The organism is Aeoliella mucimassa, from assembly GCF_007748035.1.
Lineage (GTDB): Bacteria > Planctomycetota > Planctomycetia > Pirellulales > Lacipirellulaceae > Aeoliella > Aeoliella mucimassa.
Window position 1 is genome coordinate 2,980,309 of the sequence record NZ_CP036278.1, and the last position, 25,070, is coordinate 3,005,378.

Consider the following 25,070-nt stretch of genomic DNA (forward strand, 5'->3'; position numbering starts at 1 on the left):
TCTCTCGTAAGTAAATCGAATCATGCTTACCACTCTAGCCGAAAAACGTTACCTACCCGATCGCGCGATTCGGTATGGCATGCGACGGTTGCTCGCCGAACGCCTGAGGAAGTCACGCCTTGCGGAAGAGAGCACCGCCGATTTTGCAAAATGGCTCCGCGAGGTCGACGAGGTAGCCGTGGCAACCGACCAGGCCAACTCGCAACACTACGAGGTGCCGACCGAGTTCTTCGAGACCGTGCTGGGGCCGCACCTGAAGTACAGTTGTGGCTATTGGGACTCTCCAGAAGTGTCGTTAGGCGAGTCGGAGGCCGCTATGCTGAGCCTCACCTGCCAGCGAGCGCGACTGGTCGACGGGCAGCAGGTGCTCGAACTCGGCTGCGGCTGGGGATCGCTATCGCTCTGGATGGCCGAGCATTACCCGGCAAGCCAGATTACCGCGATGTCGAACTCGGCAACGCAGCGCGAGTACATTCTGCAGCAAGCCGAAGAGCGTGGACTGAATAATCTTGTCGTCCACACCGCAAATATTGCGAGCTTCGAGCCGCCAGGCACTTATGACCGTGTGGTGTCGGTCGAAATGTTCGAACATGTACGGAACTATCAGAATCTGCTAAGTCGGATTCGCAGTTGGTTGAACCCAGGTGGGCAGCTGTTTGTGCATATCTTCTGCCATCGCCAGTTTGCTTACCCGTTTGAGGTCGACGCAGAGCAAGGCAGCGACGCCCAGAACTGGATGACGCAACACTTCTTCACCGGCGGGGTGATGCCCAGTTACGATTTGCTGCGGGAGTTTGCCGACCACATGGTGGTGGACGACTCGTGGTGGATCGACGGAAGGCATTACGCACGCACTTGCGAGACCTGGCTGAAGCAGCTGGATGTGAACCACTCGAAGGCAAAGGCTGCGCTGGCAGAAGGAGACAATCCCGCCCCAGTCACGGTGCAACTACAACGCTGGCGGATGTTCTTCATGGCCTGCGCCGAGCTATTTTCGTACGACGCCGGGCGGCAGTGGGGCGTTGGGCACTATTTGCTGAAACCCCGAGGTTAGCATTGTCGCTGTTTGAACTCATCCAACTCTCGGCAGGCATCGTTGCCGGCTACATACTTTGCTTCTGGCTGGTGAGCGTGCCGCTGCGCAACGTGAGCATTGTCGACATCGGTTGGGGTCCAGGCTTTGCGATCGTCGCGTGGGGGTGCTGGTGGGCGATGCCAGTTCATCAGACGCGTGCGTACGTTCTACTCACGCTCGTGACCTTGTGGGCACTCCGTTTAGGCGTGCACCTAACCGTTCGGAACATTGGAGAAGAAGAGGACCGGCGTTACCAGTCGATGCGGCGAAAGATCGGTCCGCAGTTCTGGTGGGTGAGTCTGCTGACCGTGTTCGCGCTGCAAGGCGTTGTGATGTGGACGGTCGCGCTGCCGGTGGTTGTGGGGCTGGAGAGCAGTTACTGGTTTGGAGACTTGCAACCGCTGCACTGGGGAGGAATTGCGCTCTGGATCGTCGGAATGGGTTTCGAATCGATCGGCGACTGGCAACTCGCCCGCTTCAAAGCGAATACAGAGAATGAATCGCAAGTGTGCGATCAAGGACTATGGCGATACACACGCCACCCGAACTACTTCGGCGACTTCTGCGTGTGGTGGGGACACTGGCTCGTATCGCTCGGCATGTGGACTGACGCCTGGACGGTCGTCAGTCCACTGCTCATGAGCGTATTGCTAATGCGAGTGTCGGGAGTCACCCTGCTGGAGAGTGATATCTCGGATCGCCGGCCCGCGTATGCGGAATACAAGCGACGCACGAGCGCGTTCTTCCCGTGGTTCCCCAAAGCCGAGGTGCCAGGTGACTAACGAACGAGGATCACGCTGGAACGCGATGGGTACCAGCTGAAGGGACGGCCGCCCGGCATTTCCCAACGGGGGCTCGGAACTCCAGCGAACGGAGTGGCGTTCGACAGCGGACGCGAAGCGCTCATGCCGTACCACTTCATCGATTCGATGCGAGCAATCCGCTGATACGCACGGGCTTGGGCCTTTTGCTGGATGATCATCCGGGGGGTAAGTTCCGGCTCGGGGGTCGTTTCGCTATGCCAGCTGGAATCGCTGGGGGACTCTTCCGACATCATATCGAGAGGATTATTCTGAGCAGATGCCAAAGAAGCGAACGTAAAAAGGCCGAGAAGGGCCACGGTTCGGGCAAGATTGGTGATCATGGGTCGAACTCGCATTGGGTAAAGGGTGCCTGCAGGTCTGGTTTCCGAAGGGGAGCAGCGGCTCTCCAGGAGCCTGTGGAGGATGCCGCAGGGGAAAACTCGCCTGTTGCTAGTTCGGCCAAAAGGGCTCGAAACCCTGAGTTTCGTCCGGCAGCCGTTACGACCCGTCTTTTTGTTGGCAAAGTTTGCGGGTTAGGGGAACGCGGCATCCATTTTGCTGCTAGCTACCGGTTTGCGTCGGGGCATACCGCTGTTACTATAAGATCCGTGGGCCGTGCGGCCTCACCGGCAATATTGCCCCCTCGGGGGCGAATACAAGACAACGGCGGATATGTCTGCCGGTTACAACATCCGAGTTTACGGTCCCCAAAATCGTGGGGGGACATCCTTCTGTCTGGAGATTTAACGATGAAGAAGTTTGGCATTCTGATGCTGATGCTCAGCCTGGTTGGCTACTCTGTTGGTTGCGGTGGTACTGAGACTGAGACTACTCCCACCACCCCTGAAGTAACTGAAGGCGAAGCAGCCACCACCGAAGAAGGTGCGACTGACGAAGCTCCCGCCGAAGAAGCACCCGCTGAAGAAGCTGCTGAGTAGTTTCTGCTCAAGCGATCTTGAAAACGACAAAAGGCCAGACGTGGCGAACAGCTACGTCTGGCCTTTTTTATGATCATGGGGAATAAGGATACTTATTTTATATAGCGGGAAAGTTAGACCTAGCATTTGTGGTGTCGTCGAGTCACTCGTCGCTGCGGCCGGCGGGAATCAATACCTCCGCTAGCCCGATATCCATACTGTACCGCGAACCACTCGGCGTAGCGCTCTCGATCGACGTAGGAGGTATTCCGATCGTCGAGCAAATGGCCCAATTCGTGAATCAGGATGTTATTCAGGTAAAAATCACGGATCGCTTCGGCGGTCCACTCCAGAGTCCAGGATTCGCCGTCCTGATGCCAGCGGCCTCCATACATGCGGGCTTCGTTGATGAACGTAGGCTGCGGCGGTTTGGTGAAGCATTCCACCAGCGACTCTTCGAGCGGGTAGAGGTAAAGGGTCGAACCCCATTGCATTCCATAGCACGGGAAACTCTGTTTCTTGCGTGTGATGCGACTGAGTTGTACGACCTCGAGGTCCGAAAGGAACGATGCAGGTAACTCGGATAAGCGTGCGCGGACCTCACTTGGGGTCACCACATGTTGATATCCGTATCCTGGCTCTTGAACGACGACTTTGTAATCGCCTCCTTCGCCATGCGGTTCGTGCCAGTCCTCGGGAGGCGAGAACGGTTCGCGCAGCGTGCTGTGACCGACGTGTGTTCGTCGCGATTTCTGCTGGATACGTTTGGCGTCGCGACTCGCACAGGCAGTGTTGTGTCGTTTAACCAAGCGAACTTGCGTTTTGGCAAGTTGCGAACGGCGGCGGGACATGGTCACCTCGCTTTGGGCATGGTAGGCATGCATGGGAACTCGCTGAAGTGCTCCCGCACTCACTCCATCGCGGCGGTTTTGACCACAAGGTCAGAAAAGGCGAGCTGTAGCTCCGAATCCTGGAGCCGGGGGGGTGGGGGGCTGGTCGTGCCACCCAATTCCATCGTAGGCTGATGCCCAGCGGCCCGGCAAATAGATTCCCCAAGTCTGCATTTGGCCGTACCTTACGAACTGGACAACTTGCCGATCGTCCCGTGCAAACCGGCCAAGCACCCCTCTGTGGCGGGGTGTTTTGGGCAGCAGGAACCCCCCCATGCAGGTGGAATTGTATACCAGACAAGGGTGTCATTTGTGCGATGATGCCGACCGATTACTCCGCTCCTGCGGCCTTGATCCGGTGTTAATCGACATCGATCAACGGCCCGAATTGCTTTCGAAATACACGAATTGCGTGCCTGTGGTGGTGATAGATGGCAAGGTTCGATTCCGTGGCCGCATTGATCGGCGACTACTAGAACGCTTGCTGTGATGTCTGACATGGGATGTTGATGTTAAGCCAATCTCGGTGGTCTGCTGTGAGTGACTTGCTGCCTGATTCTTGCGAAACGCTGATCGTTGGGGCCGGTGTTGTTGGTCTATCGATTGCTTACGAACTCGTTAGCCGCGGAGCGAACGATGTCGTGGTGATCGATCGACAGCCACCTGCGCTTGAGGCCTCGTGGGCTGGTGCTGGTATCTTGCCGCCAGGCTCGTGGTACGACCCACATCCGGCGTTGGAATCATTGGCCGCACTATCCGGACAACTCAACCTTCAATGGAGCACACGGCTTGTTGCGGAAACGGGCATTGATAATCAGCTTCGACCGATCGGCGGTGTGCACCTTGCCAAGACTCCGACGCGCATAGCGGAGCTCGATGCCAAGTTCGCGGAATGGCGCACCCGAGGTTACGAGTCGGATTGCTTGAGTGCCGAAGAACTGGCCAAGCTGGAACCTGGTTTGCATACCACCGATGTGCTCGCTGGCTATTTGGTGCCTGGGGAATCAAAAATCGACAATCGTCTCCATGCGGCCGCCTTGGTGGCGGCTCTCAAGCAGCAGAAGGTACCGGTCTGCTATCCGCAAGCAGCGAAGTCACTCGATCGGGTGGATAATCGACAGGTTGAAGTGCAGTGCGAGTCGAGAACAATAGTGGCCCAGCAGGCAATCATCGCCACTGGGGCTTGGAGTCGCGTGTGGGGCGAGCAGTTGGGAATTCAGCTCCGAGTACGCCCGATTCGTGGCCAGATGCTCGATTTTGAGCCTGGTCTACCCTCGTTGCTCCAGCGCATTGTCCACCACCTCGGGCAGTATCTGGTTCCGCGAGAAGCGGGGCGGTTGATGGTGGGGGCTACCGTGGATGACGTGGGTTTTGATAAGTCGACAAATGCCGCCCAAATTTTGGAATTGGAGGAATTCGCCCGCACTACCTTACCGAGTTTGGTGGGAGTTCCGATCGAAAACACCTGGGCGGGGCTGCGACCGGCGTCGGAAGATGGTTTGCCCTATATCGGGCGGGTGCCTGACGCGCATAATGTGCTTGTAGCAGCGGGCCATTATCGTTCGGGTCTGCAGATGGCAAGTGCGACGGCCGTAGCGGTCGCCGACCTGCTTGCCGGCGAACAACCTCCCATCGACCTTACCCCCTTCTCGCTAAAACGATGACGCTTTATTACGCAGCAGGAAGTCCCGAGGCGGAATTCACCGTCGACGATTGTCGTGAAGCCTTGCGATCGACCTTTGCTCACTTTGGCGATCGACATCAGGTTCTAGCCATCCCGCCCGACTATACGCGGCTCGATAGCCAGGCGGGCATGCTCACCTGCTTGACGCATCAACTGCTTGGTGATCGGCTAGTCGATATCCTGCCAGCGCTCGGAACACACGATCCGATGACACCGCAACAGCTGAGGAGCATGTTTCCGGGGATTCCGACCAAGTTGTTTCGTCCTCACCGCTGGCGGACCGAAGTGACGGAGATAGGTCAGGTACCAGCCGATTTTGTGAGTGAAGCGACCGACGGCATTTACAAAAAGCCGTGGCCAGTCGAGGTGAACGACCTGATCGCGAGCAGGCAACACGACTTATTGTTGTCGTTCGGGCAAGTGGTGCCCCACGAAGTGATTGGCATGGCCAACTACAACAAGAATCTTTTTGTCGGCACCGGCGGAAAGCGAGGTATCAACGAGAGTCACTTCATTGGTGCTGTGTATGGCATGGAACGCATGATGGGCGTCGCTGATACCCCTTTGCGGCGAATCCTGAATTACGCCCAGGATACATTCTGTGGCGATTGGCCACTCGTGTATGTGTTGACCGTGATCGGCGCTAAGCCGGGCGGAGGCCTGGCGATTCGAGGCCTGTTTATCGGGGACGATGTCGAGTGTTTTGAGAGAGCGGCTGAATTATCGGTAAAAGTGAACTTCACCGTACTCGAAACTCCACCCAAGAAGTTCGTGGTGTATCTCGATGAAAGCAAGTTTCACAGTACTTGGTTGGGGAACAAGGCGATCTATCGCACCCGGATGGCGGTGGCCGATGGCGGAGAACTCGTCGTCCTCGGCCCAGGTGTCGGTACGTTTGGTGAAGACCGCCTCATCGATCGACTCATTTATAAATATGGGTACCGAACGACTCCCGAGGTGATGGAAGCGGTGGAGCAGAACGCCGATCTAAGATGCAACTTGGGGGCCGCGGCCCATCTCATTCATGGATCGTCGGAGAATCGCTTTAAGGTGACCTATTGTCCCGGTCATTTGACGAAGGAAGAGATCGAAGCCGTTGGCTATCAGTTTGGCAATCTAGATGAGATGCTGGAGCGGTACGATCCAGAGAAACTCGAGCCTGGCCCGAATGTGGTGGATGGCGAAGATATCTATTTCATTCCCAAACCAGCCTTAGGGCTCTGGGCAAGTGCCGATCGAGTCCCCTAGCGGGCATGGAAGCCAAGTTGTTTGAGTGAACCGACGAGAATTAGGCAGTAAGATTGCGTCCGGACAGTATTGTCCTTAAGCTTATACCGCTAATCACGTCCTTTCTCGCTTCTCATTCACTCATCTGCGGTAGCCGCATGGAAAATGCTCCTGACACTGGTTCCAGTGTTGATCCCCTCTTTGCGTTACGGTTATCGGTGTGCCTGATCGTGGGGGCGGTCATGTGGTTCATGCCTGCTCCCGAGGGGCTGAACCCGGCGGCCTGGCGCACCTTCGCGGTGTTTGTGGCCACGATTCTGAGCTTTCTGCTACGACCATTGCCAATGGGTGCCAGCGTGTTGCTAGGAATGCTGGTGCTGGCCGGCACCGGAACCATCGCCACCACGGCGCAGGACGACTGGATGATCAAACTTGGCTTGCACGAAGACAACCTGGTGCAGGTGTCGCGGTCGCCAAGTCAACCAGCAACGTTGGTCGAGTACCATCCCAACTACGATACGAAGATATTGATCCGCGAAACCCTTGTCGACAAGACCTACAAGCAACGAGCGCAGGAATCGCTTGAGGCGGTGTTAAGCGGTTTTGGTCACACGACAGTATGGCTAGTCGTGGCGGCCTTCTTTATTTCTGGCGCAATGATCCAATCCGGACTAGGGCGGCGGATCGCCTTGATGATGGTGGCCAAGTTGGGTAACACTACTCTCGGCTTAGGGTATGCGCTGGCGGCAGCCGAGTTGGTGCTCGCCCCGTTTGTGCCATCGAACACCGCCCGAGGGGGTGGTTTAATGATGCCGATCGTCGATTCGATGAGCAAGGTATTGGGATCAACACCCAACGAGTCGCCACGCCGCGCGGGCGAGTACTTAGTGCTCTGTGGAGCCCATCTTAACCTTATCACTGCAGCGATGTTTCTAACCGGAATGGCTGCGAATCCCCTGGTTAGCAAGGCTGCCAGTGACATCCTGCAAGTCGAGTTCGGTTGGGGGATGTGGCTGAAAGGAAGCATTGTTCCAGGGCTGATCAGTTTGGGGGTAGTGCCTTGGGTGTTGTACCGCCTGGCACCACCGCAGCTAAGCGATTCGCATGCCGCCCAAGAAGCGGTAGCAAACGAACTGAACGAAATGGGCAAGTGGTCTCGGCATCAGATCATCATGGGCAGTGTGTTGATGGTCATGTTGTTTTTATGGGCGACCGGTCCAATCCAAGAACTGCTACTTGGTGGTAAGCTTCACGCAACCTGGGTAGCGATGAGTGGAGTGCTGACGCTCGTCGTCGCTGGCGTTCTGCCTTACGAGAAGGTGACTGGCAACTCCTCGGCTTGGGATACCTTGCTCTGGTTGGGGGGGCTCGTTGCCATGGCCGATGCTCTCAAGGCAACTCACTTCGTCGATTGGTTTGCAGAGCAAGTGCAGGCCAATCTGGGGGGGATCACCGGCATCATGGCCGCAGTGCTGTTGGCGGTGATCTATTTTTACTCGATGTACGGTTTCAGCATGCTCACCGGGCATATCTTGGCATTTACGGGGGTGTTTTTTGCCGTTGCCGGCGACATGTCGGTCCCCCCATTGGTGATGATCGCTTTGGTGGCCTACTTTTCGAATCTGTGTGGGTGCACCACAAACTACTCGACTGGCCCCGTGGTCATCTACTTTGGACAAGGCTACGTGCCGATTCGTCGCTGGTTCTGGATAGGCTTCGTGATGTCGCTTCTGCACCTGCTGGTATGGCTCGGCCCCGGCCTTTTGTGGTGGAAATTGCTGGGCTGGTGGTAAAACCGGCCCCGGAAGTACGCTGATTGCAGGATCTCTAAAGAAATAAATCGTTACCGACGGAGATCGAATTGTGAGCTATGCTTGTGTTGGGATTGTACCCACTTTTCTGCCACTAGCGAGGTTTTCTGAATGTCCACGCATGCTCGTCAGCACAAGTTCGTCGATAGCAAAGTTCAAGGTCGGTTGGTTGGCCTTTTTGTGCGATGTTGGGCGATGAGCTTGGTGACCGCGGGCATTCTCACTGTGTTGGGGTGGATGTTTATTACGCCCGGATTGGGTGGCTTTATTGGGCCCAACGAGTTCATGTCGAGCATCCTGCCGATGGTGTTGGTGGGAGCGGTCGCTTCGCTGTTGGTGATGCCATTCATGCTATGGAAGATGGTGTGCGATACCAACCGATTTGCTGGTCCTTTGTTGCGATTCCGCCGGCACTTGCGAGAGGCCGCGGACAGTGGCGAGCTCGTTCCGATCGAGTTTCGTGATGAAGACGACTGGCACGATTTAGCGAACGCGTTTAACGATCTCGTTTCTCGCATCAATAGCGAACGCTTGGCCGATACTATGTCGCCAGAGTTTCGCGAACAGCTCGATCGTAGTATTGCTGATTCGATTCACCCACAAAGTGAAGCGGAGTTGTCGGACGAGCACAGCGATGAGCTGGTAGTCGGTGCTTAATGCTGTCCTTTGTGGTATTTCAAAGCACCCATTCTGTCGATAGCGGCCAGCGGTATGGGGACACATCTATATCCATGCAGATGTGTCTATAAAGTCTATGCTTCGGCTGCAGTTTGGATTGGCCGCAATTCTAATAATACCTCCGACCTCACGAGAAGAGTCGACATAGGTTTCATATTAGGGAAAGAAGTTAGCCACTTGTTGCATCTGCAGCGACGTTAACTGCTCCCCTGCCCCACTTTTCCTCGCTGCCGGTGATCCTCACTGCCAGCACCTGCTCCTCGCCTTACATCTTGCTTCGGAGGCCTACCCATGGTTACTGGTCGCCATCGTTTGTCCCTGCGCATCTGGGTTATGGGATTAATTTCAATGGTGGCCAGCGCCGCCGCAGTCGCTGAGGAGGTGCCCAATCCGAATGATGTGATCTACATCGAGGAGCATTGGGAACTTACGGTCGGTGGTCCCGAAATCGACCGCTGTGCTCCGCAGGTCTCTTTGGTCATGTCTCCTACCGGCGGAATGGAAGCCTTGCACTTCGTCTTCTTGCTGAATCATTCGACCTCGCCAACCTTTGTCGCTGGTGGATTGCAGATGCAATGTTGGAACGGAGACGAACTGATCTACACTGCGAACTCGAATAAGACCGACCTTCTGTCGTACGACAACGAAACGGTCTCGTGGGTACAGAAGCTAAGTATTCGCGACAACCGAGTATGTTTTGATGTTGACGATGGAGTCTCCAGTACCTGGGGCAATTTCGGCAACGGAGACGGTCTCATCATGTGGACCGGATACAATATGGAACGCTTAAACGACTACCGTCCTGCCGTCTCGATTGGCGAATCAGGAATCACCTTTGCCGGCAATCGAGTCTCCTCACTAGTACTAAAGAAACTAGTCTGGAAGACGGCCGACGGTACGTCGAACGAACTCGTGGCACCAATTGATATCGATACCGATATCGACCCCTAGTCTCGCTTAGCCACGGTTCTCTATTCCATTCCCACTTGCTTTGGGGACTCTGTTATGTATCTTGGAAATCGCCCTACTCGGTCTCAATACGTGTTCCGCCATCGTCGGGGTGCGTTGACTATTCTCGCGGCTGTTTTTTGCGTGGTGCTGCTCGGCATGGTTGCCTTTGCCGTGGACATCGGCTATGTGCTCTCAAGTAAGGAAGAGATTCAGCGTACCGCGGATGCTTCGGCGCTAGCTGCTGCTTGGGAGTTTATTGACCGCATCAATGAGGGATACGATCCCGCCGACGCACAAACCTACGCTCGTCAAGAAGCAAACACACCGAGTGCTGCCAACTTCGTAGGTACCGTAGCTCCAGCAGTCGACTTGAATCCTAGTAACACCCCGAGTGGTGACCTGGTATTCGGCTATATTTCGGACTTTACCGATCCGAACATTCCCTTTGATACCACGCAGCCGGACCGTTTTAACGCGGTGCGGGTAAAGGTGCGACGCGACGAAAATGTGAATGGCGAGTTGCCGCTGTTTTTCGCTCGGATCTTTGGCAACGAAAGTCAGGCGATCGAGGCCTATGCCACGGCTGCACTCGCTCGGGACGTGGATGGTTTTGAGATTCCTTCCGATGGTAGCTGGGTCGAAATACTCCCCATTGCTCTCGACTACGATACTTGGGTCGATTGGAAGAACGGAGTTACTGGTTCAGATGGCTACACTTACAATAAGGAGACTGGCTCCGTAGCCGCCGGTGGTGATGGTCGTCTGGAAGTAAATCTCTATCCGCAAGGAAACGGCTCGCCTGGTAACCGGGGGATGGTTGACATCGGTAGCAACAACAACAGCACTGCCGACATCGCCCGCCAGATTGTCTACGGTATTTCGCCAGAAGACTTGGCTCACCATGGTGGTAGCCTGGTGTTCGATCAATGTGGCAAGTTGTACTTGAACGGCGATACCGGGATTAGTGCTGGCGTAAAGGATGAACTCGCCAGCATCATCGGTGATCCACGAGTGATTCCGATCTTCGAAGAGGTCAATGGTCCTGGCAATAATGCGATCTATACGATCGTCGCTTGGCAAGGAATCCGTATCATGGATGTCAAGTTGACCGGCCCGATGAGGAAGAAACACGTGACTATCCAAATGGCTCCCGCAGTGGGACGGGGAGTGATTCCTGCGACCACGGTCGGTGGAAGTAGCTACGTGTACTCACCAGTGATTCTCATCGAGTAACGCCTTGAACCAAGGTGCATAGAATCATTTTTTAACAAAGAAGAACAGGGGCGTTCCCATGTTTCGTAGACTTCATCCAACCAGCAACCGCCGCAAGGCTCGCAATCTCACCCGGGCAGTTGCTCTGCAACGCGGCGTAGCAGCAGTTGAGTTTGCTGTGGTCGCACCTGTGTTCTTTCTGATGGTCATCGGTTTTATCGAACTAGGCCGTGGGCTGATGGTGCAGCAAGTACTTACCAATGCTTCACGGGTGGGCGTGCGTGAAGCGATCGGGCTGCATGCTTCCGAAGCGGATTCTAGGACGGCCGCCCAGGAATATGCCGAGGGTGCCTCGGTACCGGGAGTCACCGTGACCATATCCCCTGATCCGGGGGCAGCCTCGGCCGGAACCGAAATCACGGTGAATGTATCCGTGCCTTACACGGAAGTGTCATGGGTCCCTTCCCCTTGGTTTTTGGGGAGTACGACGCTTGAAGCCGAATCGGTTATGCGCAAAGAAGGGTTTGAGTAGCCAACAACCGCTCCATTTCCGCGAGAAGATTGAAAACAGCCGTTGTCGCACTTACAGTTAGACGAGTGGGCAACCTGTAACAGGTCAGCCGATCTGGTTCATTTTTCTCGCGGAATCCTATTATGCACTGGCGGACTATTCGTACTTTATTTCTTTGCAACATACTGTTTTGCCAGCTCACGGTCGTCGCCGTGGCGGAACTTCGCTTGCCATCGCTGTTTACCGATCACATGGTACTGCAGCGGGATGAGCCGGTGCCGGTATGGGGATGGTCGGATCCGCAAGCGACGGTCTATGTCGTCTTTGCAGGGCAGACCAAGACTACCACTGCCGACGAGAATGGTCGCTGGCAAGTAACGCTCGATCCACTCTCGGTCGGCGACCCGCGTTCGCTTGTGGTCGAAGCGAAGCAAGATCGACTGGAAGTGAAGGACGTACTGGTTGGCGAAGTCTGGATTTGCTCCGGGCAATCGAATATGCAGTACGCTCTTGCTGCAAATGCCGATGGCGATCTCGATACCCTACATCTTCCGAACCCCAACCTGCGTTATCTCACGGTAAACGGAGTCGGTACCCAAAAAACCTGTGATGATTTCGACGGTGCCTGGGAAACCGACCAGCCTGGAGTTCGCAAAGAGTTCTCGGCAATCGGGTACCACTTCGGCAACCGTCTGCAAGGAACACTGGGAGTGCCAATCGGCTTGATCGATCACTCGTGGGGAGGATCGTCCTGCGAAGCTTGGGTGCCTCGCGAAGAGCTTAGCGGCAATCCACTCTACGAGCCGCTGCTGAAGCGGTGGGACGACTTGGTAGCAGAATCGGATGAACCTGCGGAGCGAGAAAAGTACGCCCGGATTCATCAGGACTGGAAGAACCGGATGCTAGAAGCTGTGGCCGCTGGCGAGCCGATTCCCAATTGGCAGCGCCCAAGGCATCAATTACTCAGCCAAAAGCGGCCCTCGAATCTCTATCACTCTCGAGTCGAACCACTCATGCCAATGGCTTTTCGTGGTGTGATTTGGTACCAAGGGGAAACGAACGCCAGTCGGGCGGAGCAGTATCGTGAACTGTTCCCGTTGATGATCGATACCTGGCGAGAGCATTGGGGGCAAGGTGAATTCCCCTTCTATTGGGTGCAATTAGCGGACTACCGGGCGGAACGCGAGCACCCCAGCGAAAGCGACTGGGCTGAGCTGCGCGAAGCCCAGACCTTCACACTCGATCGCGTTGCCAACACCGCTCAAGTGGTGATCATTGATGCTGGAGATGGAATCGATGTGCACCCCAGCGATAAGCAACTGGTTGGCGACCGACTGGCTCGCATTGCCCTGACGCGTGACTATGGCATCGAGGTTCCCTATCTCTACCCCCGCTTCGTTTCGATGGAGGTGAAAGAAGGGAGTATCGTGGTCGAGCTAGACAACGTAGGGGGCGGGCTAAAGACGCATGATAAGAAACCAGTACTCGGTTTTGCCATCGCGGGGGAAGAGCGCAATTGGGTGTGGGCCGAGGCCCGTATTACTGGCAACAAGCGGAACAAAGTGGAGGTCTCCAGCGACGAGGTTCCTGAACCGGTCGCGGTGCGATATGCTTGGGCGGATAATCCCGTCTGCAATCTGAACTCATCCCACGATTTGCCGGTTACTCCGTTCCGCACCGACGACTGGCCGATGGTGACTGCGGGCAAGCATTGATTCGACACACTTCAGCAAACAATGAATACTGCTAGGAAAAGTTAGGGAAACAAAAAAGGCGAGCGTGAGGCACTTTGCCTCACGCTCGCTATGCGTCTCGAATCGAATGCCTAGAGGCATGCCGCAACACGCCTGCTTTAGTCGGCCAGCAGTTTTCTCAACACAAACTGCAGAATGCCGCCGTGGCGGTAGTAGTCGAGTTCCACAGGCGTATCGATACGTACTTGCATCGAGAACTCTTTCTGGGAGCCATCGGCAGAAGTCGCGGTGACTGTGAGCTTCTGGCGCGGTTGCAGCGAGTCGTCGAGCGCCGGAATGGCAAATGTTTCCTCGCCGGTGAGCCCCAGAGTTTCCCAGGTGGTGCCAGGTTCGAACTCCAGCGGCAACACACCCATCATCACCAGGTTGGAGCGATGGATTCGCTCGTAACTGGCCGCCAGCACCGCCCGTACACCCAGTAGGAAAGTGCCCTTGGCTGCCCAGTCGCGAGAGCTACCGGTGCCATACTCGCTGCCAGCGACGATCACGAGCGGAGTACCATCGGCCTGGTACTGCATCGAGGCGTCGTAGATCGGCATTACCTCGTTCGACGGCAAGTAGCGGGTGATGCCACCTTCGGTGCCGGGGGCGAGTTGGTTGCGAATGCGAATATTGGCAAGCGTGCCGCGGGTCATCACCCGATCGTTGCCACGACGGCTACCGTAGCTATTAAAGTCGACAGGTTCGACTCCATTTTCGCGAAGGTATTTGCCGGCGGGGCTGTCCTTGGCAATCGACCCTGCAGGCGAAATGTGGTCGGTCGTGACCGAATCTCCTAGCAATGCCAAGCAGCGGGCACCATTGAGCGAGGCAATCGGCTTCACTTCGGGAGTGAGGTCGACCAGGAACGGAGGCTCTTGAATGTAGGTGCTCGTTCCATCCCATTCGTAGATACCACCTTCGCTGGTAGCAATATCGTTCCACTTTTCGTTGGCATTCCAGACTCCGTCGTACTGCTTACGGAACATCTCTGGCAGAACGCAGGACGAGACGACCTCGCGTACTTCTGAGTGGGTTGGCCAAATGTCCTTCAGGAATACCGGCTCACCCTTATCGCTGGTGCCGATCGGATCGTTCACCAAGTCGATATCGGTGGTACCCGCCAAGGCGTATGCCACTACCAACGGGGGGCTCGCTAAATAATTGGCTTTTACGTGCGGATTGATGCGGCCTTCGAAGTTGCGATTGCCCGACAGCACACCCGACACGATGAGGTCGCCCTTCACTACCGCGTCGCTTACCGGTTCCGGCAGCGGACCACTGTTGCCGATACAGGTGGTGCAACCATAGCCAACCGTGAAGAATCCGACCTTGGCCAGTTCTTCGTCGAGGCCCGACTTTTCGAAGTAATCGGTGACCACTCGGCTACCAGGAGCAATGCTTGTTTTTACCCATGGCTTGGCCGCCAGGCCCATGGCAGCGGCTTTCTTGGCCACCAGTCCGGCAGCCACCATCACACTGGGGTTGCTGGTGTTAGTGCAGCTGGTGATGGCAGCGATCACCACGTCGCCGTGGGTCAGGTCGTGAGTGCCAGTGCCCTCGAGTTTGGCCGGTGCGGTGCTCTTGGTGGCTTCCTCTTCCAGGCCGAAACCTTGGGGGCCAACCGGATCGCGAAGCGCCTTACGGAAAGCGGGCTGCATGTCCGATAGGGCGATACGGTCCTGAGGACGCTTGGGGCCTGCAAGCGAGGGCTCGACTGTCGACAAATCGAGTTTGACGACACTTGTAAACGTGGGAACCGGGGCAGCTTCGGTGCGGAACAGCGAGTTGGCCTTCGTGTAGCGCTCGACAAGTTCGATTTCCTCGTCGGTCCGCCCAGTGAGTCGCAGGTATTCCAGCGTTCCATCGTCGATGGGGAAGAAGCCCATCGTGGCACCATATTCGGGGCTCATGTTTGCAATCGTCGCCCTATCAGCAAGCGACATGTTCTTGATACCGTCGCCGAAGAACTCGACAAATTTGCCGACCACCTTCTCCTTGCGGAGGATCTCGGTAACGGTCAGCACCAGGTCGGTGGCCGTCGCCCCAGCGGGCAGGCTGCCGGTGAGTTCCATACCGACAACCTGTGGCATCAGCATGTAGATCGGCTGGCCAAGCATGACGCCTTCGGCTTCGATACCACCAACGCCCCAACCAACAACGCCAAGACCATCGATCATGGTCGTATGGCTATCGGTTCCCACCAGCGAATCGGGTACTGCTACTCCATCGCGGACGAACACGCACTTCGCCAGGTATTCGAGATTCACCTGGTGTACGATACCGGTACCAGGGGGGACCACCCGGAAGTTATCGAACGCTTTTTGTCCCCAGCGAAGGAACTCGTAGCGTTCGCGGTTGCGCTCGAACTCAAGTTCGATATTGAGATCCAAGGCAGTGTTGCCGGCGAAGTAGTCGACCTGTACTGAGTGGTCGATCACCAAGTCGGCCGGGACCAGCGGATTGATTTTGTTGGGATCGCCACCGAGCCGCTGCATGGCCGATCGCATGGCGGCCAAGTCGACCACGGCGGGAACACCCGTGAAGTCCTGCAGCACGACGCGAGCCGGCTTAAACGGGATTTCCACGGCTGCTGAGCCCTTGCTGTCGGCCCAGGCGGCGAGCGCTTTCACGTCGTCCTGAGTCACCACGTAGTCGTCGCAGTTGCGAAGCACGCTCTCCAAGAGCACACGGATGGAATAGGGCAAGGCGTCGACCTTGGTCAGCCCAGCTTCTTCCAGCGCTGCAAGGCGATAGAAATCGGCGGTGCCGTTGCCGGTATCAAACGTACTACGTGCGGAGAAAGCGTCGGACATGTCGGAGCGGGGGGCTTGAGGTTCAATGGAAACGGGAATCAGGCGAATTCTAATCGATTTGCTAGCAAATCGGGAGGGATGCCATCCGACAATCAATCAAGAAGTTTTTTCATAATCGCTATTGGAGAAGGTCGCTGCTAGCACCCATAATCGGCCCAACGCTTCGGGGACAACCACGGACGGACGTTCCCAGTCTGAACAAGGAGGTTCAGAGTTATGTTGCAAGGAATGCAACGAATTAAGGGACTTATTGCCCTTGTTATTTTATGGAGTGGAACCGAGTGTCTGCCAGCCAACGCTGCCGCGGTGGCTAGTAGCCAGCAATTTTATGTTCTTACTTCTAGCAGTCGGTTGGCCGACAAGGTAGTCGAGCGAGCCGAAGAGTACTGCTCCCGGATACGTGCGGAGTGGCTGGGCGGACATCTCCCAGCCACCCGCACGCCCACTTCTATTTACGTAGAAATCGACCCCAAGCGGTCGTTCGCCCGAACTGTGATCGATCCCCTGGGGAAACGGCACATGGTCTGGCTCGTCGGCTCCGAAGAGGCGGTAACTGACTATCTTTTGCACCACGAGTTAGTCCACGTGGTGTTGGGGGCCGAATTTGGCGAGTCTCTGCCGGTTTGGGGCAACGAAGGCATCGCCAGTCGCTACGATAACCAACGCCGTCACGACCTGCGGCAAACCCAGTTAGCCCAGTTCGTCGCGACCGATAGCTGGCCCGATCTGAAAACGCTCTTCGAAAGCCCTGTACGACAGCGATGGCAATACGCATCGGCCGTGAGCGTTAGCGATTACCTAATCGCTCAAGGAGGAGCAGAGAAGTTCGTGAGATTTCTGAACGACAGCTCTACGGACCCCGCCCATTCGCTCAACGAGTATTACGCCATTCAATCGTTCAGCGAGCTGCAGACATCCTGGCAGCAGCATGTACGCGAGTCGTTAGACGAAAAGCGATCTTCCGAAGCGGTGGCTACTCTGCCGACTTCCGCATCACGCTATGCTCGGTAGCGGTATCTTCCAACCGATAGACCAGCTCGAACTGCCCAGTCGCGGAGTTTTCTTTCCACTCCTGGATGCCTTTTAGCGTCGCTTCGGTCTCTCCATCGCGAAGGAACGAAACAGTTCCTACAGGGGCGAGCACGTAGCTATCACCGGTTAGTACGGTCCAAGGAGTGCCATTGATATAGACCACTGCGTTTTGCTCGGTCTCGTTGATGAGTCGCACCTTGCCCTGCAGCATCTGGCCAAGGTTGCTCCGTAGATCCGAGTCTTCGGCCATCGCACCGAGTGCCCGCTCGCCAAACACAGTGGGGTCTTCATTGCGAGCGATCGATTGTTGCAGCGAATAGAGCGTGGCTTTCAGCTCCTCGACTTCAGTTTGCAACGCGACGACACGTTGGGTCAGTTCTTCCACCTTCGCTTCCGCAGGCGTGGCTACCACGCGATCGTTCGCGACGGGTGGTTCCTCGGGGGACGGAGCACTCAGGTCGGGGCCCGATTGCTCTTCCGCTGTGGGCTTGGCTGCAGCTTCGGGGGATTCGTTATTGGGGAACGAGGTTTCCTCCAGTGGTGCTTCGCCAGGTAGCGAACCAGCTGTATCCCCCGACATCTCTTCGGTGGTCGTCTCCGGGGCCGACTCCTCCTGTTGCTTGGCATCAGGCGACGTCGCACCGGCAGCGGCCAAGGAGGGACCGGACGAAAACATATCGCAGCCGGAGGATGTCACAACGGCCAGGCCAAGGAACATTGCAGTAAGGCAGCGGCAAACCATAGCGATACTCCGATCAGGCGAAATCGGTACACGGGGAGAGGGACCTAAAACACGACACACGGCGTGCCTTTCATCATAGGCGCGCCGACCTTTCCATTCTAAGGTGGCTGGCTATTTGACGGGTGTCAACCAGATGCCTGCAGAACCGTGGAAGATTGGCGAAATAGGGTAAAAACTACGGGGAATTTGTGAAAAAAAGAGCTCATGACCAACCAAAGTAGCACTGCTATCGTTCCATTGATAAACTAGAGGTGGAGTTAAGGAACACTTGAGGCAACAATCGAACGGAGCAATCCATGCGCACTCTCTTGGCGTGCCTAATGGCCATGGCCTGTCTAATGGCACCTTCTGCATGCGCTTATGCGGACAATAACGACGTAGCTCAGGAGCAGCAGCCTGCGGAGCAGCCGACGCAGCAACTCACTCCCAGCCAAAAGCGAGCGGTACGCCAATTGGTGGTAAAGTTCCGCCGCGCCCGCCGCGATCAGACAGCCCAGGCGGCTGTGCTGGCCGAGGCCATGCAGTCTAGCCCGCAAGCGGTAGACGACATTCGCGGCATGATCGAAGCCCAGCTCACCCCGGCTGTGAGCAAGTATCGTCAGGACTTTTTCAAGTCGGCGTCGGGCACCGCGGCTCAGAAGTTTGCCAAGGCCGATAAGGCCGAGATCGAGAAACTGCAGACCCAAGTCAATCAATTGCGACTAGATCCGAATCTCTCGAAGGATCAGATCAAGCAACTCGGCGATCCTGCCATGGAGCGACTCGCAGAGATCGCCTTGGTGGATCGCACCGAAGTGCTGGCTTCGAATCGCCGGCTGGTGGAAGAACGTCAGCGACTGCTGCCTGCTGGCAAGTTGTGGGAAGTCGCCAACGGGTACCTCGCTAAATTTACTCCCAAAACCGGTGCGGATGATGCTAGCGAAGGGGATGCGGGCACGACCTTCGATGAATACCTGATTCAAGAGGAAGAAATCGCAGTGCGTTTGGCCTTGCCAATGAGTGACCAGACGCGGGCGATACTAAAAGCCAACGAAACGCTGGCTCGTAAACTCGATCCCGAAGAGTCCAAATGCGTCTTGTCGCTGAACTTGACCCGCATTCTTCTGGGGCTTGAACCACTGTTGATCGATCTGCAACTTACCGAAGCGGCTCGCGACCACTCGCACGATATGCGTGAGCACAATTTCTTTTCGCACGAGTCGCCTATCCCTGGAAAGAAGTCCTTCACCGATCGCGCAGCGCGCTTCGGGGCTAAGGCCTCTGGCGAGAACATCGCTGCTGGTTACGGCACCGGACCATCCGTCAATTTAGGCTGGTTCCATAGCCCAGGGCATCACAAGAACATGCTTAGTGACCACAAGACCGTAGGCGTCGGGCGTGACGGAAAGCACTGGACCCAGCTTTTTGGACGCGGTTAGGCTTGCAGACGGAGTGTGCCATTTAAGCGAGACTATCGAGTAGGAGCTCTAGCCCGACGAAGCAGACTCCCAATCGAGGAGGCCAGCGATGCGCGACAAACCATGGCTGTTGCTCGTAGTAATATACCTGCTGCCTTGCCAAAGCTGGGCAGTCGAGCCTGTATCGCGTGATCAGGCAGTTACCGCGATGAAGCAAGCAGCGACGTACTATCGCGAGCAAGTTGCATCGCATGGAGGGTACGTTTACTACTATTCTCCCGATCTCCTGCAGCGGTGGGGCGAAGGCCCTGCGACGGCCGACCAAATCTGGGTGCAGCCCCCTGGCACACCAACGGTCGGCATGGCCTACTTGCGAGCGTATCGGGCGACGGGGGATCGCTTTTACCTGGAGGCGGCTACCGACACGGCCAAGGCACTTGTCTACGGGCAGCTTCGCTCCGGAGGGTGGACCAACTGCATCGATTTCGATCCCCACGGAAAACGCTTGGCGGAATATCGCAATGGCCATGGGGCGGGTAAAAACTATTCATCGCTCGACGATGGCCAAACACAATCGGCGATCCTGTTCTTGATGCATGTGGATGAAGCGTTGCAATTCAAAAACGAAGCGATTCACGAGTCGGTACAGGTTGCTCTAACCTCGTTGCTTGAAGCCCAGTTCCCGTGTGGAGCATTTCCCCAGGTGTGGCAAGCACCGGTAAGTGAGCAGCCGGTGAAGCGTGCGAATTATCCCGACTATGACTGGCGCACCGAAGGACGCATCAAAGAGTACTGGAATTACTACACGCTTAACGACAATGTGTGTGGGTACGTCGCCGAGGTGCTGATTGCAGCTCATCGGATTTATGGCGACGCAAAGTATCTCGAGGCATTGAAGCAGCTTGGCGATTTCTTGATCCTCGCGCAAATGCCAGCATCCCAGCAAGGTTGGGCGCAGCAGTACAACTACCAGATGCAGCCGATCTGGGCGCGGGCGTTCGAGCCCCCAGGCGTGAGCGGGGATGAGTCGCAGGAGACAATTTCCACGTTGATGGTGATCGCGGAAGCCACTGGAGAGACCAAGTACCTGCAACCGCTCCCCCCTGCCCTGGCGTACCTGGAGCGATCGTTGCTACCCAATGGGCAACTCGCCCGATACTACGAGTTGCAAACGAACCGACCACTCTACATGACCCGTCGAGGCAAGTCGTATCAATTAACCTACGACGATACTAAGCTGCCGAGCCACTACGGTTGGAAAACCGAGTCTCGCTTGCCGGAACTGAAAGCTGAGTTCCAACGCGTTCTGAATGGAACCGCTCGTCGAGTGAGTGCAGTCGATGCCGAGAAGGCTGGATCGGTCGTCGAACAACTCGACGAAAAAGGAAGGTGGCTCACCACTTTCGATGGTGAGCCACTCGTAGGACAGCCAAAGTTTGCATCAGGAGAAAAATACCTGTCGAGCCAGGTGTTCAGCCAGAATCTGGAATTGCTCAGCAGATACGTCGAGCAACTCGCTAATTGATGGCCGGGTTCTTCATTCGATGGGCATCGAGTTCTATGCGCCGGACGCTTTGATGTCGTAGCAAAGCAGAAGGCCTTGGTCGCGAATGTAAAGTTTACCATTCGCAATCACCGGATGGGCCCAGGCGGGAGCATCGGCGCGGTCGGGCTGTTCGAACTCTCCACGAATCAGCAGTTCTTCCGAGCTCGGCTCGATCAGCATCACTTTGCCATTTTCGGTGCGCAGATACAGACGGCCATCGGCGTACGCCAGCGAGCCTTTTGGTGCATCGCGTTCGCGCCAGTGGACGTCGCCAGTCTGGAAATCAAGGCATGCCATGAATCCACCGCCGTTGCCACCGTTGGCTCCGTACAAGCATCCATCGACGACGATCATTCCGCCATGATGGTTCTGCATCTTGTTGGTGAAGTACACTTCGTCGGCAGTAAAGGTGCCATCGTCGTTCTTGCTCAGTTTTACCGCACCACCGCCATTGCCATAGGCCGACGCGGCAAATACCAGCCCATCCTTATAAAGCGGAGTGGAGCAGTTGATGCGATTCGAATTGGCGGGCTTCGCGTATTCCCACAGCAGTTTGCCGTCGTCCGCCGAGACTCCCAGCACGCTTTTTGCCACGAACTGCACGTACTGACGTTCGCCATCTACCTCGATCGCGATGGGGGACGAATAGGCAGCACCCGACGAAGGGCCCCGACCAAAGCCGCCACGACCACGACGCCGACCACCCTCTTCTTCTGCCGGTTGTTCCGGCTTCGGTTCTTCGGCGGGCATCTTGGTGGTCCAGATGGTTTCACCCGATTGCTTGTTGAGAGCGACTACCATGGCATCGGTCGCCCCGGGAGTGCACAGCACCTTCTCGCCATCGACCAGCGGCGACTCGCGGTAGCTCCAAGGAGGAACAATACCGCCGAAGTCTTCGGTCATGCTCCGCTTCCAGACTACTTTGCCACCATCCCGCTCCAGGCAGGCAATGGTTCCTCCCATGCCGACCACGTACAGGTGGTCGCCATCCACAGTGGGGGTGCCACCAGGGCCTTCTTTGGATTGCGGCATGCGTTGTTCCACTGCGGGACCAATGCTGCTTGTCCAAAGCTCCTTGCCATCGGCTTCGGAGAGCGCCCAGACGATCTCCTGCCCGTCGCGATTGCTCATGCCATACAAGCAGCCATCGACGATCGAGGGAGCGCTGTCGCCGCCTCCCAGGTTGTCGACTCGCCAGGCGAGAGCGGGACCGCCTTCGGGCCACTCTTGCAGCAGACCCGACTCGGTCGATTCTGCATCCCGATTGGGGCCTTGCCACTGAGGCCAATCCGTAGCATGTAAAGCGGTAGAAAGGGAAATACCAATAACCAATAATAGCGCGATCAGGACTCTCATGCTCTTCTCGTTCCGTAAGTGCAGAAGTAGGGGCATTCGTCCACTCTCTGCGCAGTGACAGTCCATGGCCAATGGAAGCATCCCTGGCGAAAAAAGTGGTTGGAAAATATCTTAAAGCAGATTGACAGGCCGTCCCTAGAAGAATTCTGCAAAATAGTTGCACAATTCTCCAGTCGTGTCGGCTCCGTTATTCGTAGTGCTACTCCGCACTTGCATGGGGCGGTGTATCGCTCATCTGGAGTTCAAGCACTCCACCCTTCGCAACATCGGCATGCTGCAACTGATAACCGTCGAGCGGAGTACCATTGATCGTTGCTTTCTCGATGTACTTGTTGTTGCGAGAATTATCGTGCGCGACGATGCGGAACGTCTTTCCGTTGGGAAGTAGAATCTCCACCTCGTCGAAAATAGGACTGCCGAGATCGTACTCGGGTAGACCTGGTGTGACGGGGTAGAAACCCATCATCGAGAAGACAACCCAGGCCGACATGCCACCGCCATCCTCGTCGCCGGGCACGCCGTGAATGGTATCGGTGAACCACGACTCGAGGATGCTGCGAATGCGCTTTTGGGTTTTCCACGGGGCACCCACGCGATTATACACATAGGGGGTGCTGAAGCTGGGCTCGTTGCCGGCCACGAATTGGCCAATCAGCCCTGTCGAGTCGGGGAACTTGCCCCAAAAGTCGTACTTGGAGCGTCCTAAACCTTCGCGGAACAACTGATCGAGTTTGGCTTCGGTCGCCGCAGGGCCGCCCATCAAGTCGATGAGACCATCGAAGTCGTGCAGTACGTCCCAATTATAGGTGTAGGCATTGTTTTCGTCGTAGTAGTCACGACCACCCATGCCGCCATCGAACTTGGGATCCATTGGTTCGATCCAACTTCCGTCGGCATGCTTGGGCCACATGAACCCTTTGTCAGCGTTCCAGAGATTCTTGTAGAAATCCGCCCGCTTGCTGAACAACTCGTAGTCTTCTTGCTTACCAAGCTCCTCGGCCAGTTGGGCGATGCACCAGTCGTCGTAGGAATTGCCGAGGGTAACCGCCACTGCTTGGCGTTTCTCCCAACCATGCACGGCTGGTTCGGTTTCCTTCTCTCCAGGACGCAATGCGGGGAAGTAGCCATGCTCGTGGTAGAAGTCATCGAGCGAACACTTGGGGCCGTTCCGCCATGGCAGTAGAGTGGCCTCCAGCGAGTTCTTGCAGAGCCCTTCGTAGGCGGTTGGGAGGTCGAAGTTATCGACCCCCTTCACCCAGGCGTCGGCAATCCAGGCTGCCGCGTGGTTGCCATTCATGCAAGCGTGGTCGCCCCACAGTACAGCGAACGAAGGCATCCAACCCGATTGTTCGTACATGCGAACGTAGCTCTGGATCTTGTTGCCCTGCATTTCAGGCGAGAGCAGCGTGTGAAGCGGTTCGAGGGCGCGGAATGTGTCCCAGATCCAGTTGTCGACGTAGAACGGTCGGTCATCTTCATGCACTTTGTGGTCGTAGGCACTGTAGTACTTGCCATCTTCGGTAATGCAGATCATTCGCTCGTAGCAGCGGTAAAGCGAAGTGTAGAACACTCGCTTCTGAGCATCGGTACCACCCTTTACGCGAATCCGCCCCAGCACCTCATTCCATTGCTGCTTGCCATTGTCGCGAAGCGTGTCGAAGGCAGTCTCGCTTACTTCGTTCTTGTAGTTACTCTCGGCCTGGTCGACGCTGATGAACGAGACCGCATAGCGAAGTTCGATGGTCTTGGCTTCGGCGGTCACCTTGATGTGTTTGCGATCTCCCCCATCAACATCCATCGCGACAGGCTGGCTCCACTTGGCGTACAGATAGGCTTTCATGCCATCGAAGTTTTCTTCGCCAACGACAGTCTGGTCGTCCAGAGTTTTGAGATATCCTTGATGCCGATTCGAGAAGTTGATCAGCATTTTCTCGTTGGGGAACGTGAATCGGAACACGCCACCACGCTCGGCGGGAGTGAACTCGGTGACGATCCATGAATCGTCGAATCGAACGCTATAGTAGTAAGGAGTCGTGGTTTCTTGGTCCCACGGGGCGTGGCTCTCGTCGCCCGGCATGATCGAGAAGAGTTCGCCAAGTCGGTGGGAGATCAGCGTGAGTGGAAACGACTCGATGGTGTCATCCAAGACGTCGTTGCGCATCGGATAGACCCGTACCATGCTGTTCGGCAACTGCACCGTGGGACGGGTTGGTTGCAGCAGTTGGCCAACACCACCGATCGTGGGATCAACCCATTCAACGGGTTCGCGTCCAAGAGCGGGAAGAGCAATGGTGGATAGAAATAGAACTACGAGGGTGCGCCACGCGATCATCGAATCGACTGCCTATAAGGGGTGCGGAGTTGATAATACTAGATACAACTGGCCGGGGGGCACTTGGGGCAGTGAGTGACCGTGACCTGCTCAAGTCAGTATCATACCACGGATGCCCGCCTTGGTGAGAGGTGTATCGGGCGGCCGCAGGATGGAAAAACCAATCGTTGTCTGATCGTTTGTGGTGGCTTGGAGTCGCTGTCAGCTAAGTGGGGGATGCTGTCACCAGCGATGGGCCGAATTGAGCGATGGAGGGGGGGAGGGACAAATCGACTAGGCAATTGCGAAGTGAACCAATCTTGGACCTTGAGCGGCGAATAGCTTCGGCCAGTTGTTGGAAGCGATGGGTACGCCGCG

At 56.3% G+C, this 25,070-nt stretch carries 21 protein-coding genes; 15 read left to right on the forward strand and 6 right to left on the reverse strand.

Annotation, left to right across the window (positions count from 1 at the left end):
- The first annotated feature begins 22 nt into the window (after window positions 1–22).
- Both Pan181_RS11940 and Pan181_RS11945 read left to right on the forward strand, forming a co-directional pair.
- Window positions 23–1,054 carry an SAM-dependent methyltransferase gene (locus tag Pan181_RS11940; RefSeq protein WP_145247050.1) on the forward strand — a complete coding sequence of 344 codons (1,032 nt, stop codon included), beginning with the start codon at window positions 23–25 and terminating at the stop codon, window positions 1,052–1,054.
- A gap of 2 nt (window positions 1,055–1,056) precedes the next feature.
- Window positions 1,057–1,857 carry a DUF1295 domain-containing protein gene (locus tag Pan181_RS11945; RefSeq protein WP_231943822.1) on the forward strand — a complete coding sequence of 267 codons (801 nt, stop codon included), beginning with the start codon at window positions 1,057–1,059 and terminating at the stop codon, window positions 1,855–1,857.
- On the opposite strand, the gene Pan181_RS11950 is transcribed toward Pan181_RS11945, so the two are convergent.
- Window positions 1,854–2,219 (reverse strand): hypothetical protein, encoded by a 366-nt coding sequence (locus Pan181_RS11950; RefSeq protein ID WP_145247051.1) that lies wholly within the window; start codon window positions 2,217–2,219, stop codon window positions 1,854–1,856. The genes Pan181_RS11945 and Pan181_RS11950 overlap by 4 nt on opposite strands.
- A 408-nt stretch (window positions 2,220–2,627) precedes the next feature.
- On the opposite strand from Pan181_RS11950, the gene Pan181_RS11955 reads away from it, so the two are divergent.
- Entirely contained in the window at window positions 2,628–2,816 is a 189-nt protein-coding gene (locus Pan181_RS11955; RefSeq protein WP_145247052.1) for a hypothetical protein, read from the forward strand.
- 119 nt (window positions 2,817–2,935) lie between these two features.
- Here the strand turns inward: Pan181_RS11955 and Pan181_RS11960 are convergent, their stop codons facing one another.
- On the reverse strand, window positions 2,936–3,646 hold the full coding sequence (locus Pan181_RS11960) for a hypothetical protein (RefSeq protein WP_145247053.1): 711 nt from the start codon (window positions 3,644–3,646) through the stop codon (window positions 2,936–2,938).
- Between the two features lie 313 nt (window positions 3,647–3,959).
- Between Pan181_RS11960 and Pan181_RS27025 the strand changes: the two genes are divergently transcribed.
- The 9 genes from Pan181_RS27025 to Pan181_RS12005 all read left to right on the forward strand — a co-directional run bounded on the left by Pan181_RS27025 (window position 3,960) and on the right by Pan181_RS12005 (window position 13,474).
- Window positions 3,960–4,175 carry a glutaredoxin family protein gene (locus Pan181_RS27025; protein WP_145247054.1) on the forward strand — a complete coding sequence of 72 codons (216 nt, stop codon included), beginning with the start codon at window positions 3,960–3,962 and terminating at the stop codon, window positions 4,173–4,175.
- Window positions 4,176–4,221: 46 nt separating this feature from the next.
- On the forward strand, window positions 4,222–5,349 hold the full coding sequence (locus Pan181_RS11970; protein WP_197529196.1) for an NAD(P)/FAD-dependent oxidoreductase: 1,128 nt from the start codon (window positions 4,222–4,224) through the stop codon (window positions 5,347–5,349).
- Complete coding sequence (locus tag Pan181_RS11975; protein WP_145247056.1) at window positions 5,346–6,617, forward strand: lactate racemase domain-containing protein; 1,272 nt, start codon at window positions 5,346–5,348, stop codon at window positions 6,615–6,617. The genes Pan181_RS11970 and Pan181_RS11975 overlap by 4 nt, the downstream gene beginning before the upstream one ends.
- Before the next feature lie 137 nt (window positions 6,618–6,754).
- Window positions 6,755–8,389 (forward strand): DASS family sodium-coupled anion symporter, encoded by a 1,635-nt coding sequence (locus Pan181_RS11980; protein WP_145247057.1) that lies wholly within the window; start codon window positions 6,755–6,757, stop codon window positions 8,387–8,389.
- A gap of 129 nt (window positions 8,390–8,518) precedes the next feature.
- A complete protein-coding gene (locus Pan181_RS11985; RefSeq protein ID WP_145247058.1) occupies window positions 8,519–9,064 on the forward strand; it encodes a hypothetical protein in 546 nt (181 codons plus the stop codon).
- 354 nt (window positions 9,065–9,418) lie between these two features.
- A complete protein-coding gene (locus Pan181_RS11990; RefSeq protein WP_145247059.1) occupies window positions 9,419–10,036 on the forward strand; it encodes a hypothetical protein in 618 nt (205 codons plus the stop codon).
- 90 nt (window positions 10,037–10,126) lie between these two features.
- Window positions 10,127–11,269 carry a pilus assembly protein TadG-related protein gene (locus Pan181_RS11995; protein WP_197529197.1) on the forward strand — a complete coding sequence of 381 codons (1,143 nt, stop codon included), beginning with the start codon at window positions 10,127–10,129 and terminating at the stop codon, window positions 11,267–11,269.
- 58 nt (window positions 11,270–11,327) lie between these two features.
- The gene (locus tag Pan181_RS12000) at window positions 11,328–11,780 is read left to right on the forward strand and encodes a TadE/TadG family type IV pilus assembly protein (protein ID WP_145247061.1); all 453 of its coding nucleotides are present in this window, start codon (window positions 11,328–11,330) and stop codon (window positions 11,778–11,780) included.
- A 191-nt stretch (window positions 11,781–11,971) separates the two neighbouring features.
- The gene (locus Pan181_RS12005) at window positions 11,972–13,474 is read left to right on the forward strand and encodes a sialate O-acetylesterase (protein WP_197529198.1); all 1,503 of its coding nucleotides are present in this window, start codon (window positions 11,972–11,974) and stop codon (window positions 13,472–13,474) included.
- Between the two features lie 137 nt (window positions 13,475–13,611).
- Here Pan181_RS12005 and acnA read toward each other — a convergent pair whose 3' ends face one another.
- A complete protein-coding gene (gene acnA / locus Pan181_RS12010) occupies window positions 13,612–16,308 on the reverse strand; it encodes an aconitate hydratase AcnA (RefSeq protein WP_145247063.1) in 2,697 nt (898 codons plus the stop codon).
- A gap of 351 nt (window positions 16,309–16,659) precedes the next feature.
- On the opposite strand from acnA, the gene Pan181_RS12015 reads away from it, so the two are divergent.
- A complete protein-coding gene (locus tag Pan181_RS12015; RefSeq protein WP_197529199.1) occupies window positions 16,660–17,319 on the forward strand; it encodes a gluzincin family metallopeptidase in 660 nt (219 codons plus the stop codon).
- On the opposite strand, the gene Pan181_RS12020 is transcribed toward Pan181_RS12015, so the two are convergent.
- Window positions 17,282–18,082, reverse strand: coding sequence for a hypothetical protein (locus tag Pan181_RS12020; RefSeq protein ID WP_145247065.1), 801 nt, complete (start codon window positions 18,080–18,082; stop codon window positions 17,282–17,284). The two genes, Pan181_RS12015 and Pan181_RS12020, sit on opposite strands and share 38 nt — an antisense overlap.
- A 338-nt stretch (window positions 18,083–18,420) precedes the next feature.
- On the opposite strand from Pan181_RS12020, the gene Pan181_RS12025 reads away from it, so the two are divergent.
- Window positions 18,421–19,500: a CAP domain-containing protein gene (locus Pan181_RS12025; RefSeq protein WP_197529200.1), complete on the forward strand. Its 1,080-nt coding sequence runs from the start codon at window positions 18,421–18,423 to the stop codon at window positions 19,498–19,500.
- A gap of 88 nt (window positions 19,501–19,588) precedes the next feature.
- A complete protein-coding gene (locus tag Pan181_RS12030) occupies window positions 19,589–21,004 on the forward strand; it encodes a pectate lyase (protein ID WP_145247067.1) in 1,416 nt (471 codons plus the stop codon).
- Window positions 21,005–21,037: 33 nt separating this feature from the next.
- Here the strand turns inward: Pan181_RS12030 and Pan181_RS12035 are convergent, their stop codons facing one another.
- Together Pan181_RS12035 and Pan181_RS12040 are read right to left on the reverse strand one after the other, a co-directional pair.
- Entirely contained in the window at window positions 21,038–22,381 is a 1,344-nt protein-coding gene (locus tag Pan181_RS12035) for a PQQ-binding-like beta-propeller repeat protein (protein WP_145247068.1), read from the reverse strand.
- Window positions 22,382–22,580: 199 nt separating this feature from the next.
- Window positions 22,581–24,713 (reverse strand): GH92 family glycosyl hydrolase, encoded by a 2,133-nt coding sequence (locus Pan181_RS12040; RefSeq protein ID WP_145247069.1) that lies wholly within the window; start codon window positions 24,711–24,713, stop codon window positions 22,581–22,583.
- Window positions 24,714–25,070: the final 357 nt, after the last annotated feature.